Genomic DNA, 13,247 nt, shown 5'->3' with positions numbered 1-13,247 from the left:
GCCCTTTTTGTCCAAATTAAGAAAACAAAGCCGACAAATGATCTATGCCGGACTAACCGGAGCGGGAGCAGTAGGGTTGATATTCGGAGGATACGTCATCTATAACGTTATGACGATGAATGATACCAGATCTGAAATGGAGTCCCGGTATGCTTCAGCATACGAACAAAAGGAAGCTGAATTGCTTCAGCAATGGAACACAGGAGCTCAGGGTTGGGTAACGGTTCGGGATATTGAAGCAGGAGAACCAATCTTGCATGAGGATATTAAGCTTATTGCAGTCCCGGATGCTCAGGCACCACGTAATTTATGGTCCAGTACGAAACAGATGGAAGGTCAAGTAGCCAAAATAGAACTAAAAAAAGGAACAGCCATTACAACCGAAATGGTATACGAAGACACGCCAGCCCCGGCAGATCTAAGAAATCGCGAACTGCAGGTCGTTTTATTACCATCTTCACTCGAGCAAGGCGACAACATTGATATTCGTATCCAGTTTCCAACTGGTCAGGACTATATCCTTCTGTCCAAAAAGAAAGTGGAACGCTTAAATGCAGCAACGTTGTGGATTACGATGACAGAAGAAGAAATTCTGTCCCTGTCCAGTGCAATCGTAGATGCCTACTTACATAAAGCTTCAATATATGCACTCACTTATGTTGAGCCTCAATTCCAGACAGCTGCAATCCCGACGTACCCTGCTAACAGTGAAGTATTGAAACTGCTGGAAAGCGACCCGAATATCGTTCGCAGGGCAGAACAGGAGTTGTCGAGACAGGTAAGGAGTTCGCTTGAAAGCTCCCTTGCTGCAGCTATGACAGTACCATCACAAAGTGTTGAACAAGATGTTGCGCAATCATCGGTGTCCTATAACAGCAGACCTGGCTCCAATAATACTACCGACGATGTAATATGGAATGACGGAACAGGAAGCAAGCTTGAAAATCATAATGCAACTGACTCTCCCACATCATCGGACGAACAAAAAAGTTTGCTGACCGGTGGGGAATAGTAAGAATAAACAAATAATTCATTTCACTAAATTCGGTTAACAACGATTTAATTATATCTTGAAAGGGGTGTGGCCGCTTTGCATACTTGGATTTTTGCCGGTCTATGTGAGAAAAATGATCTGATGTTATATTTGAGCAAAATTTTAGCTGCTTCAGGCAAGCGGGTTTTGCTGGTTGACGGAACATTACAACAAAAGTACGGGTATGGGGTGGGGGAAGCGCAGCATTCGCTCCGAATTACCGAATTTGAGGGTTTTGATATTGCCTGTCATTTTGTGACTTCGGCTGCAGTTGAGAGTCATTTGGAGGCAAGCGGAGAAGGACTGGAATCGTATGATTATATCTTATATGACATGGAAACCTCCCATTTTGCTTCAAGGGAACTCTGGCTCACTGCTGATATTCGTGTCTGGGTGAGTGATTACGAGCGTTACAATCTGGAACGAGGAAAAGGCTGGTTGAGGCGGCTTCTTGAAGAGCAGTCCTTGCCAAGTGAACTTCCGTTTCAGCGCATTCTAATCAATGCTGTGGACTGTAAACTGGAGGAACGTTATCTATGGGCGTATCTGGAGGGAAGTCCATTCGTATGGACAGGAGAATCATTGATGCTTCCATGGGATGAACTGACAGCTGCAGTGAAGCTGGAAAATGAACATCACCGTCGGGTTCTGTTAGGACCTTTATCACGTAGTTACAAAAAATCGTTGTGCCAACTAGTTGAGCAGTTGACCGGATGGGAAAGTGTTCGGAGCCGCCGGGCCATTAAGGAAGCGGAAAGGATGAGAGCATGAGTAACATATTGTTTTGGAGCCCTTTTGCAGGCTCAGGCAGTACGTCCAGTGCAGTAATTAGCGCCTACGCCATGGCACTTCAGTACAGAACCAGAATTTTATTAGTTAATACAGGTCCTGCCGAGAGTGGGATCGAGGCCTCCCTCCCATCCATTGAATCCGGGCATACTGACTCTCTATTCAGATTTGAAGAAGGAGGCTGGGATGCAGCCGAACGTTTACATATAAGCGGGAGCCTGAACAAGCATAACTTGAGAGATTATACGAAGCCTTTGCTTCAGGAACGGTTGGATCTGCTGACGGGTAGAATTAACAGGATGGAGCGCTCACAGAAAGAACATGTGGACACACTGAAAGCTCTGCTGAACGTGGCGAACGAGTACTATGATCTGGTTCTGCTGGATGTTGACCGTGATGGGTTGGATGCGGCAGCTTTATTGGCACAGGCTGATTATGTTGTAGTGAACTTGACTCAAAACATGAGGGATCTGGAATTGTTTTTTGAACAAATCAGGCCCGAAAGGTTGAGTAACCAAAATATGCATGTTGTTATTAACAAGTATGATCCGCAAGCGCGTGCGACAGTCAACAACATTCGGCGACGTTTCCGTTACAAAGGTTCGATATCGATATTGCCCTATACGACTGGGTTTCTGGATGCTGCGAATCGACGGGATACTGCTGCATATCTACAGCTTGAAGGATTAAGTGACAGCCGTGATCCTCGTAAAGGGAGCATGGCCGCGAGTATGGCTGAACTCGCTCGCCTGATTATGGACGGCGCAGGTATGCGTACTGTTCTGAAGAGGCTGGAAAGGGGAGCCTGAATCTCCGATGCTCTGGAATATGATAGGGATCAGTTTCATTTTAATCGTAGCTTTTACATACATCTGGCACAAAACCAAGGCTTTCAATCGGCATAAAAATGCAGGAATGCCTGAACGGGAAGCATTCACGATTGAAATGCTTACTGAGCAGGTAAAGAACTCGCTACATGAATTGAGCCATAGTCAGCTTGCTGATGTAGGACTTCATGAAGAAGAATATCGCAGGAGAATCAATCAGCGTGCCGAGATGAGAAAAGCACTAAAAGGTTGTGTCTCTGGCAGTATTAGTGACAAAACGTATGTTAAAAATCTGATTGGTGATTTACTCACTCGAAGCATTGGTTTGAACAAGACTAATGTTGACGAAGTCATACTTTTCGCGGAACCCGAGCTGTTATCCATTCAGGATCGGTTTGAGATTGTCTTTTATCTGTACCGGCAGCAATTCGGCGTGGATGCCTTGTCGCGCTTAATTGATACGTACGATCTGGGCAGGCTCCGATTGGAGGATGGTGCCGATGATGGCGGTGGATATTACATTTCCGAGGAAGACATCCGGTACGTATTTGAATGTGAATACCGTGAACTTGGGTTTAGGGAAAAAACGGATATTATCGTCCAGCGGATCTACCAGCATTACAAAGGGTTCTCGGTTGTAGATGAAATCAGAGACCAGCGCATTGACGGGGTTAGCGGTGGGGTTAGCGGCATGCTGGATGCCATGCAGGACATGAGGGTTCAGCATCAAGCCTCGTGGAATGATCTGTTGGAAGATGGATTCGAGGAAACTCCGGTTGAAGTTCCCTTAAGTGGTATGGAAAGTGTCTGGATATTTTATAAAGGGAAGTCCATTCATCTTTCGTTTCTCTCGTTTGGCAGTATTCGTGAACTGAAAAGGGTATGTCAAAATATTTATAAATATAATTACCCTGGCCAGCTGTCTGAAGCGAATGGATATAAGGTCAATGAAATGAAAGATGGATCTCGTGTTGTTGTGGTTCGTCCTCCTTTTGCGGAGTCATGGGCGTTCTTCGTCCGGAAATTCGATATTCCGAATGCTTCGCTGGAGCAGTTGATTACAGGTAACAATGCTGAGCTGCCAATTACATTATTGCAATATCTTATGAAAGGAAGCCGAATTACGGCCGTAACTGGTGCACAGGGATCGGGTAAAACAACTCTGTTAATGGCGATGGTTAAGCATATTTATGCCTCATACACCCTGCGTGTACAAGAAATGGCTTTCGAGCTGCAGCTGCGGCGAATTTACAGTCGTCGTAATATTTTGAGCTTTCGGGAGACGGAACATATTTCAGGGCAGCAAGGACTGGATTTGCAGAAAAAAACAGATGGTACGGTCAATATTCTGGGAGAGGTTGCGAGTGATGAAGTTGCTGCCTGGATGATTCAGATGTCTCAGGTTGCCAGTTTGTTTACCCTGTTTACCCACCATGCCAAAACGTTCCGTGATCTGGTATTTTCACTACGCAACTCTTTGCTCAAAACAGGCATGTTTCAACATGAGCACATCGCCGAGGAGCAGGTCGTCAGTGTCATCAATTTCGATGTACATATGAAAAAGGATCCCGAAGGGCGCAGATACATTGAGCGAATTACAGAGTGCTTGCCCCGTGCGGAGCAGGTTGACAGTGTAGAAGAACGGGCCGGATTTGCTTTTCAAAATGTAATTGAATTTAAGGATGGAGAATATGTAGTTACCGCTCCCATTTCCACAGGCAGCATTATGGATATGCGGGATCAAATGACCCTACAGGATGCGGCACAGTTTGAACGATTTATCGAGCAGCACTGGGGTGAAATGCATGACAACTAAATCGTTGCTCATCATCCTGCTTGGTGTATGTTTATCCGGGCTGGTGATTACGCTTCTGGTTCTAAATCTCATTCATAAAAAGGGAAGAGGTTTCAACAGTAAAGTTCCTGGAGCATTAACTCCCTCGTTCAGTCGAACGGTGTGGATGAGGTCATTTCTGCTTCAAGCCTACCGTTGGGGAATGAGGGTACCGCTCTTATCGTCCTACATCTATCTGATCCAAAAGCGGATCTCTTTCAGGCATGTTGGAGACGAAGTATCACTACGACGCATGACCATGACGGTTGTTATGATTATTGCCGGGGGATATGGCAGCATCAGTGTAGTGCTGTTTCTTATGCAGCCGGGCATCGCTTTTGTCATTTTGTCTGTACTCTGCGCTGTGGTGCTGAATAGTCTTGTCGTGGATATGTGGCTGAATCGGATCGAGAAGCGGCTGCTGGTTCAAATGCTGGATCTGTTTGCGGATGTGCGACATCGTTATCATCAGCACGGAATGATCGAAGAAGCACTTTATGAAGCAGGAGAAGCAGGTGTAGGCGAAGCAGCCGAGCAGGTGCTATTGATCTACGAGGCATTAACATCACCAGACCCCAATGAAGCTTTGGAGCGATATTATGAGATTGCACCCAATCGTTTTCTGAAGGCTTTTGCCGGCATTTCATTTATGGTAATGGAATTTGGTGATAAGGACAGGAGCCAAGGATCAATATACCTAAAAGGTTTGGGAAACCTGACCCAGGAAATTCATTTGGAAATTTTGCGACGGGACAAGCTGGATTACCTCTTAAAAGGGTTAAATATGATTGCACTGGCTCCGGTATTGTTCACGGCTCCCATTGAACGCTGGGCAAGGGGAAGTTTTCCGACCATGGATGAGTTTTACCGCAGCAAGCTTGGATTTATAACCAAAATATCAATTTATATCATCATTATTCTTGCCTATTTGTTACTGCAAAGACTTCAGCAGTACGATGAAACGCGATATCGAGCTGGACGCAAACATTCTCTCGTGGATCGTTTTTTATACCACCAGACCTTCATTCGCAAATTGAGCATGTTGTTTGCAGCCAAGCCAGGTACTACAAATTACAGCCAAACCATAAGGCTCATGCGGGAAAGCAGCACTGAATTGAAATACGAATGGCTGGCAATCCGCAGACTGATGTTGTTTGCTAGCTGCTTCGTTCTGTCTATCGGTTGTGTGTTGCTGCTTCATCACATTGAACGGAATCACGTTCTGTACGATCCGGTAAGAGATGACCGAATGTTTGGTGCAATGGCCGAAGCGGAACTGAATCAGGCTGCGGAAAAAACAGCTTTGGACCGTGCGGTTATGGAGCGGGTAGGCATGAAACGTGGAGTAACCTATGATGAAGTGTTTAACACGTTACAGCAGGTTTCCCCCATCCCATTGGATCCTGATACGCATACTGAAACGAGCCTACGCATTATGCAAAAGCTGGAGGTATACAACAAGCAGTACTTGCATTGGTGGGAGCTAATCATTGCAATATGTATTGGTGCAGTTGGATATTACATGCCTATATGGCTCATGATGTTCCAGCGTAAAATGCGCAGCATGGACATGCGACATGAAATATACCAATACCAGACCGTTATTTCCATTTTACGTGAGATGGATCGAATGTCCGTTGAAGAGATCCTGGAATGGCTTAATCGGTTTGCTGTTATTTTCAAACGGCCATTGCAAAAATGTCTGTTGCATTTTGAACATGGGCCTGAGATCGCACTTGAGCAACTGAAAGAGGATGCGGGCTTGCCTGAATTTCAGCGGCTGGTGGATAAACTGCAGCTTGCGCTCGGCAAAATTTCTATTCAGGAAGCATTCGATGATCTGGACAGCATGATGGCTTTTTATTTTGAACAGCGGAAGCAGGAATATACCAAAATGATCGATGTGAAAGCCTCATGGGGAAGAATGATTGGATTTACACCGATGTACGCCCTTATTTTTCTTTATCTGGTGATCCCGCTTGTGGGCATGAGCTTCCTGCAAATGAACATCTATTATGAACAAATTCAGAAACTGTAATGGTTGATGCTTGAACCTATCAGGTCCGAGATATATTTAAATATTAAAACCTAGGAGGATTTAACATGAACAATGCTTCAAGTGCTTTAAAAGTGGCAGCAGGGATCTTTTTGACTATTGCCCTCATTACGATTGTGGTGCTGCTGTTTATTTCGGCCCAGGAGGCGACCAAAACGGCACAGAACAACTTTGCTGACATTCAGACCGAATTGTCTCAGGCCGCTTTTACAGTATATGACGGAACAACAATCAGTGGGTCACAGGTTACAAATGCGCTGCGTAAATATGCGGACAAAGATCAATTTGGTATTCAGGTCATTACAGGGAAAAACAAGGGCGGCCAGTGGTATGGCAATGAATTAAACATTTCCCAGGACATTAATAATGCGGATTATGGTTCGGTCATTGCTCCAGACAGCAAAGTGGGCAGCATTAACCAGACCATGAGTGAAAAAGACAATCAATACGTCAACCCGAGTGGAAAGTTCAAGGCAGTTATCGTAAAAGATAAATCCAATGTAGTAAGAGGACTGATCTTCCAGCAATCCTGACAGGAGTCGGTTTATAGTGTCCCAAAATACACAGCAACTCATGTTGTTTTGTACCGCGATTGTCCTGTTTGTAACAGCCTGTCTGTATGGACAACAGAGTGTTAGCGTTTTATCCAGTGCGTTGAGTTCTACTATGAACACTACAGAAAACATGGAAGGAAGAATGAGCACGACATTAAACATAAGCAAACCACTCAGATACAGCGGAGCTGAGGTATTACATACGGTAAGACAAATGACAGGCACACCGGTCGAAGTCCATGTGGACGGGAATACGTATGCGATAGATCCGCTTATCAACAAGAGTGCGACTATACCTGTTTCCGTATCCGCCTCATACAGGCCAGAGTTTATAAGAAGTGAGAGCGGGGAACTGCTTAAAATTGCGTTTTGGAAGGAGGCCAGTATCAATTGATAAATGCTGTATCCAAGCTGCTAGCAGTTATGCTGGCAGTACTTCTGCTTTATGTATACCCGGCTGCTGAAACGGCAGATCGACAGGATGATATGACACGAATGACCGTATATCAGACGGTTACCCGTTTTGTGGATTCTGTCCGAACCAAAGGGTATATTTCTCCTGGCATGTATGCCGAATTTGAAGAACAGCTGGCGCGAACAGGCAATGTCTATGAAATTACGATGGAGCATTTGCACAAAAAATATGTCCCTCACTATACGGACCCAATGGATCAAAGCACGTTCACAGGTACGTACGAGACGGTACAGGATGGATATTATTCGGCGCAAATTCTTGAAACATTGTTTCCTGACACAGATACGTTTCCAGGTGATGATCTGCTCCGCAGATATACGCTGACACTGGGGGATTTTTTCACAATCACACTTAAGAATACCAATCGGACACCCGCCATGCTGTTTCGTGAGTGGCTATACGGCACAGACCCTGCATCAGCAGTATTCACCACTTATGGAGGCATGGTTCTTAATGAAGATTACTGATTTGTCCATTGTGTTTATTCTAATTTTTCTGCCATTCTTTTGGATCGTTTCCCATAACACTCAAGATGCGGAAGAAGCCCAGATTTTAAGTCAGAGGTATAGATCGGCGCTCCAAACGGCAGTACTGGATGCGGGAACCGTAATGCATCAGAACGAGAAACAAAACAGTGAGGCAGGCTATGACTCCACCAAATTTGTGAAGGCTGATAAAGAACTGGCGCTGCAGACATTCACGCAGACGATGGCTTTGAATATGGGCATACAGGATAATCCAAATGCGATAAAAGCATTGTTTGATTACATACCGGCCGTCGTCGTACTCGATTATGATGGTTATTATATTTTGGCAAAGGAGACGGAGTTGACGGGTGAACCTGATGATTCTTTCCGACAGGTATGGGGTCCTAAAATACCCTATACTTACGCTGATTCTGATGGCAGCAGCATTAATTTTACACTCGATGGGTATGTGTACGCGTATGATGCCAGTCAGGGGAAATGGATCGAAGGTTTTCAGAACGAACTTGCTTTAAGTACGGGTATTCCATTGCTGCAAGATACAGAATTGTTTGATCAGGTCAGGCGATCCCGCATCGTTATGAGTATTCAGGAAAACCTCGCCGAGGTCATCAATCGACATAATGAGTTCGCAAGAAGAAATGGGATTTCCTATACGTTTACCCTGCCGCTCATATCACAGGAAGATTGGTACAATTCCATCAATGACACAGGTATCATGGCCTTTATCCAGGGCTTGCCTGTTGGTAACCAGAAAGTTAATACATATGCCATTGGTGGCGGTAGACTGGTGAAAAGAACAGCCGTGATCGGAGGTGTAGAATCTTCAACCGGTATTAAGTATTATTATCCAGCAACTTGTCAGAACAATCTTCGAGCTGAGGAAGTTTTTACGGATGCGAAGCAGGCTGCGGCGGAAGGGTATTTTGAACACAATTGTTACATTAATAAAGTCATTTATTGAGAAAGACACCGCGCTATTTCATTACTTTCAGAAAAGGCAGGTCCTGTGCTAAAATAGAGTTTTAGTTCAGAACTTGACCGGTATCAACAATACCGATTAAAAAGTAATGTCAAATAGATAGGAGCAACCTCATCTTATGAGTTTATTGTCAGTAGAGAACGTGAGTCACAATTTTGGAGATCGCACGTTATTTAAAAATGTATCTTTTCGTTTGCTTGCTGGAGAGCGTGTAGGCTTAGTCGGGGCAAACGGTGTCGGAAAATCCACGTTGATGAATATTTTGACTGGGAAGTTGCTGAAAGACAGCGGGAAAGTGGAGTGGACGCCAAAAGTCCGCTACGGATATTTGGACCAGCATACCAAGTTGACTCCAGGCAAAACCATCCGCGACGTATTGAAGGATGCTTTTCTGCCACTCCTCGAGCTGGAAAAGGAAATGATGGCCATTACAGATCAAATGGCTGATGCAGACCCGGACCAGCTGGAAAAACTGCTGGAAGAAATGGGCGAAATCCAGGAACAACTGGAGCAGGGCGATTTTTATCTGATTGATGTAAAAGTGGAAGAAATGGCAAATGGTCTCGGTTTGTCCGCGATCGGGCTTGATCGTGACGTTGCTGCACTAAGTGGTGGCCAACGGACCAAAGTACTGCTCGCCAAACTGTTGTTGGAAAAACCGACAGCTCTTCTGCTGGATGAGCCAACTAACTATCTGGATGTCGAGCACATTGAATGGTTGACGCGTTATTTGAAAGACTACCCATATGCGTTTATCCTGATCTCGCATGACACGGAGTTCATGAATGAAGTGGTAAACGTCATTTATCATTTGGAATTCGCCAAACTGACGCGTTATGCAGCCAACTATAACAAATTTCTCGAAATGGCTGATATGCAGAAAGCACAGCACATTGATGCTTATGAAAAACAGCAGGAATATATTAAGAAACAGGAAGATTTCATCCAGCGCAACAAGGCACGGGCCTCGACTTCTGGACGTGCCAAGAGCCGTGAGAAGCAGCTAGGCAAGATTGAGCGAATTGATCGCCCGGATGAAGCAGCGAAACCAACATTCAACTTCAAAGATGCGCGTGCGAGCAGCAAAACGGTATTCGAAGGAATTGATTTTGAGATTGGTTATTCCTACCCATTGCTGCCTAAAATGACAATGACCATAGAACGAGGCGAGAAAATAGCCATCGTTGGATGTAATGGTGTAGGTAAGTCGACACTTCTTAAAACCATATTGGGCAAAATACCGCCGATTAGTGGTAAGACGTTCTTGGGGGATTACCTGGAAACAGCTTATTTTGAACAGGAAGTCCGTGCCGGAAATATTACGCCTATTGAAGACGTGTGGAACGAGTTCTCCCATTTGACGCAGAACGAAGTAAGGGGCCACCTGGCCCGCTGTGGTTTGAAAAATGAGCATATCACCCGTCCGCTGAGTGCGCTTAGTGGGGGAGAACAGGCAAAAGTCCGATTGTGCAAGCTCTTGATGCGGGAAAGCAACTGGATTTTGTTTGATGAACCGACTAATCACTTGGATGTGACTGCAAAAGCAGAGCTTAAGCGAGCTTTGCAAGAGTTTAAAGGGACAGTTTTGCTCGTTTCCCATGAGCCTGAATTTTATCAGGATTGGGTAACCAAGACATGGGATGTTGAGGCATGGTCCGAGAAAAACTAGCAATTGAGCACATGGGGAAGAGCTTCTCAAACGAAACAGTTCATTAACAACATAAAGAAAAAATGAACGGTGACAAAAAAAGGTGTCTATGGTAACATAGGCTACAACTTCATATGAACACTGGGGGGGCCGCACGTTGCGGCTGAGATGGAATGATGCGATTCCGGACCCTTTGCACCTGATCTGGGTTATACCAGCGTAGGGAAGTGGCGCGTTTCAGTGAATGACATGGGCAAGCAATTTCGATTGTTGTAGCGAATGTGAGTGCCCACATGTATGAAGCATGCAGATATTATGTATAGGTTCAGCTATGATCCAATAGCTTGTAACATGTGCAAATGGCATGTAACGGTCATTAACTAACAGGACTTGATTTCGCGGCCACTCCCTACGGGAGTGGCTTTTTTTGTACATACTGCTACGGAGAGGAGACGAACCCACACGACAAACTCTCATAAACATGTGAATTCACGTTCATTTGAACTGCATGCAGTTTCACCAGGTACAGGTGATAAACAACGTTTTGTAAAAACTGCCAAAGAGGTATGGCCATGTTTTGACTATATACACATTCGGGAGAAGCACTTATCGGATGGACAGAAGATGGAGTGGGCGTATAGCTTGCACGACGCGGGAATCCCTATGGAGCGTATTGTCATCAATGGTCTGAATCAGCTGAATAAACATCAATGCATACAAGGAGTTCATTGGAGTCAATATGACTTGGCCAGTGCTGACAGTTCTTCTTTAAATACAACCAATCGACTTCGGCTCGGCGTATCTGTTCATTCTCTAAGTGAAGCAAAGGAAGCTGAAGAACGAGCTGCGGATTATCTCTTTTATGGCCACGTGTTTTCTTCTGGCAGTAAACCAGGGTTCAAGCCGAGAGGACTATCCGCGCTAAACGAGATATGTTCAGCGGTTTCGATTCCGATTATTGCCATTGGCGGCATTGAACCAGCAAATATTAATGCTGTGCGTGCGGCAGGGGCAAGTGGAGTTGCCGTAATATCATCATTATGGGCGAGTGAAAATCCGAAGGTAGCAGGAGCTGCCTTGCGGCAGGCAATTGAACGCTGGAGAACTTAGCCGAATCAAGGAGATGAATGGATGAGCGAAGAAGTAAGAAGTCGCAGCCGAAGTGGAAGTCTGTACAGAACTGGAACAGCCTATTCGAGCCAAATACGCGGAGAAATCCGGGGCAAGCTTCATGCGGAAACCATTGTAGTGGGCGGCGGTGTTATTGGTTGTGCCATAGCGTATGAGCTGGCTTCACAGGGCAAGGAAGTGATACTGGTTGAGCGTTCACGTATTGCAGGAGGAACGTCTTGTGCAGCAGCCGGAATGCTGGCTTCGGACAGCGAGGAATTCCATTCCCCAGTCTTGACCAAACTGGCACATGAAAGCAAAGCGCTGCTTCACCAGCAAACAGAACACATTAGTGCACTCAGTGGAATTGACATTGGCCTGCAGCAGCATGGATTTATTACACCATTTCGTCAGGAAAACGAAATGAACAATTATAGAGACAAGAGAAGCGGTGATTTGACAACAGAGCATGTGTGGTGGGATCGTTCCATTCTTCAACATCGAGCCCCATGGATCAGTGAAGAAGCGCACGGAGCTCTGTACAGACCGTCAGAAAGTGAGGTTCTCCCTGTCAATCTGGCGCGTGCCTACGCCAGGGCTGCTCAAACGCTGGGAGCTAAAGTTATAGAAGGTGTGCAGAATGTAAGGCTGAATGTGGATGCGAATAGAGTGCAGGGCGTGGATACGTCCATTGGAATGATGACGTGTAAGCATGTCATTATTGCAGCTGGTCTCCAGGGAGGAGAACTGATAAAACAGGCAGGTCTGAATCTTCCGGTTCTCCCGGTGAAGGGCGAAATTGCTGCAGTCCGGTTTGCAGATCATGACACAGGTTACAGACCGGACAAGACAGTCTATGCAGATAATGTGTATATTGTCCCAAAAGCAAATGGCGAAGTCTGGATAGGTGCTACCAGTTTACCTGGACGTTCGGATCACATCGTTACCGTTAAAGGTATACAACAGCTGCTCGCATCCGCAGCAAGCTGGGTTCCTGGCATAGGGCAAGCCCAATATTTGCGCGCTTGGGCAGGGGTTAGGCCATCGACGCCTGACGGGTTGCCTTATATCGGTGCTTGTGAAAGCATACCGGGTCTATACACTGCATTTGGACATTACCGCAACGGAATTTTGCTTAGTGCAATAACCGGCAGACTGATGGCTAATTTGATTGGCGGTCATACTTCGGAGGAGCTCGGCATTGAAGAGCTGTGTCCGGAAAGGTTGAGCAGAAAGGAGATCATGCAGTGAATATCATCGTTAACGGGCAAAGCATGGAGGTTGAAGACCATTTAAATCGTGTAGATCAATTGCTGCATTCCTTCAATCTACAAGTTAAAACTGTGGTGGTGGAGTTAAATCGCCAAATTTTGATGCGTGAGAATCACGCTACAACCGTATTAAGAGACGGAGATCGAATCGAGATCGTACATTTTGTGGGAGGCGGTTAAATT

The 13,247-nt window shown here is 45.5% G+C and carries 13 protein-coding genes and 1 riboswitch; all 13 genes read left to right on the top strand.

The genetic code is table 11. The annotated features are described in order from the left end of the window. Positions 1-7 precede the first annotated feature (7 nt). A complete protein-coding gene (locus tag HP552_RS30165; RefSeq protein ID WP_175399034.1) occupies positions 8-1,012 on the top strand; it encodes an SAF domain-containing protein in 1,005 nt (334 codons plus the stop codon). A 78-nt stretch (positions 1,013-1,090) separates the two neighbouring features. Continuing rightward, complete coding sequence (locus tag HP552_RS30160) at positions 1,091-1,804, top strand: ParA family protein (RefSeq protein WP_175399033.1); 714 nt, start codon at positions 1,091-1,093, stop codon at positions 1,802-1,804. Further along, on the top strand, positions 1,801-2,631 hold the full coding sequence (locus tag HP552_RS30155) for a CpaE/TadZ family protein (RefSeq protein ID WP_175399032.1): 831 nt from the start codon (positions 1,801-1,803) through the stop codon (positions 2,629-2,631). Before HP552_RS30160 ends, HP552_RS30155 begins: the two co-directional genes overlap by 4 nt. Before the next feature lie 7 nt (positions 2,632-2,638). Beyond that, positions 2,639-4,465, top strand: coding sequence for an ATPase, T2SS/T4P/T4SS family (locus HP552_RS30150; protein ID WP_175399031.1), 1,827 nt, complete (start codon positions 2,639-2,641; stop codon positions 4,463-4,465). Next, entirely contained in the window at positions 4,455-6,521 is a 2,067-nt protein-coding gene (locus HP552_RS30145; protein WP_175399030.1) for a hypothetical protein, read from the top strand. The genes HP552_RS30150 and HP552_RS30145 overlap by 11 nt, the downstream gene beginning before the upstream one ends. A 65-nt stretch (positions 6,522-6,586) precedes the next feature. After that, positions 6,587-7,072: an ABC transporter permease gene (locus tag HP552_RS30140; RefSeq protein WP_175399029.1), complete on the top strand. Its 486-nt coding sequence runs from the start codon at positions 6,587-6,589 to the stop codon at positions 7,070-7,072. Between the two features lie 16 nt (positions 7,073-7,088). Continuing rightward, positions 7,089-7,487 (top strand): hypothetical protein, encoded by a 399-nt coding sequence (locus tag HP552_RS30135; RefSeq protein WP_175399028.1) that lies wholly within the window; start codon positions 7,089-7,091, stop codon positions 7,485-7,487. Continuing rightward, positions 7,484-8,035 (top strand): hypothetical protein, encoded by a 552-nt coding sequence (locus HP552_RS30130; RefSeq protein WP_175399027.1) that lies wholly within the window; start codon positions 7,484-7,486, stop codon positions 8,033-8,035. Before HP552_RS30135 ends, HP552_RS30130 begins: the two co-directional genes overlap by 4 nt. Continuing rightward, positions 8,022-9,017: a hypothetical protein gene (locus HP552_RS30125; RefSeq protein ID WP_175399026.1), complete on the top strand. Its 996-nt coding sequence runs from the start codon at positions 8,022-8,024 to the stop codon at positions 9,015-9,017. The genes HP552_RS30130 and HP552_RS30125 overlap by 14 nt, the downstream gene beginning before the upstream one ends. Before the next feature lie 136 nt (positions 9,018-9,153). Next, positions 9,154-10,704 carry an ABC-F family ATP-binding cassette domain-containing protein gene (locus tag HP552_RS30120; protein ID WP_175399025.1) on the top strand — a complete coding sequence of 517 codons (1,551 nt, stop codon included), beginning with the start codon at positions 9,154-9,156 and terminating at the stop codon, positions 10,702-10,704. 112 nt (positions 10,705-10,816) lie between these two features. Continuing rightward, a riboswitch (TPP riboswitch) is annotated at positions 10,817-10,926 on the top strand. A gap of 174 nt (positions 10,927-11,100) precedes the next feature. Further along, positions 11,101-11,793 (top strand): thiamine phosphate synthase, encoded by a 693-nt coding sequence (locus HP552_RS30115; RefSeq protein ID WP_312884374.1) that lies wholly within the window; start codon positions 11,101-11,103, stop codon positions 11,791-11,793. 21 nt (positions 11,794-11,814) lie between these two features. Further along, positions 11,815-13,044 carry a glycine oxidase ThiO gene (gene thiO / locus HP552_RS30110; RefSeq protein WP_175399023.1) on the top strand — a complete coding sequence of 410 codons (1,230 nt, stop codon included), beginning with the start codon at positions 11,815-11,817 and terminating at the stop codon, positions 13,042-13,044. Continuing rightward, positions 13,041-13,244 (top strand): sulfur carrier protein ThiS, encoded by a 204-nt coding sequence (gene thiS / locus HP552_RS30105; RefSeq protein WP_175399022.1) that lies wholly within the window; start codon positions 13,041-13,043, stop codon positions 13,242-13,244. Before thiO ends, thiS begins: the two co-directional genes overlap by 4 nt. Positions 13,245-13,247: the final 3 nt, after the last annotated feature.

The organism is Paenibacillus xylanilyticus (assembly GCF_013359935.1).
Taxonomy (GTDB): Bacteria; Bacillota; Bacilli; order Paenibacillales; family Paenibacillaceae; genus Paenibacillus; species Paenibacillus xylanilyticus.
The sequence above is the reverse complement of the archived record's forward strand: the minus strand, read 5'-3'. Positions and strand labels throughout refer to the sequence as shown.

Bases quoted from the DNA above. Each gene is read 5' to 3' on its own strand.
- HP552_RS30155 (WP_175399032.1), top strand. From the start codon at position 1,801: ATGAGTAACATATTGTTTTGGAGCCCTTTTGCAGGCTCAGGCAGTACG.
- HP552_RS30150 (WP_175399031.1), top strand. From the start codon at position 2,639: ATGCTCTGGAATATGATAGGGATCAGTTTCATTTTAATCGTAGCTTTT.
- HP552_RS30145 (WP_175399030.1), top strand. From the start codon at position 4,455: ATGACAACTAAATCGTTGCTCATCATCCTGCTTGGTGTATGTTTATCC.
- HP552_RS30140 (WP_175399029.1), top strand. From the start codon at position 6,587: ATGAACAATGCTTCAAGTGCTTTAAAAGTGGCAGCAGGGATCTTTTTG.
- HP552_RS30125 (WP_175399026.1), top strand. From the start codon at position 8,022: ATGAAGATTACTGATTTGTCCATTGTGTTTATTCTAATTTTTCTGCCA.
- HP552_RS30120 (WP_175399025.1), top strand. From the start codon at position 9,154: ATGAGTTTATTGTCAGTAGAGAACGTGAGTCACAATTTTGGAGATCGC.
- thiO (WP_175399023.1), top strand. From the start codon at position 11,815: ATGAGCGAAGAAGTAAGAAGTCGCAGCCGAAGTGGAAGTCTGTACAGA.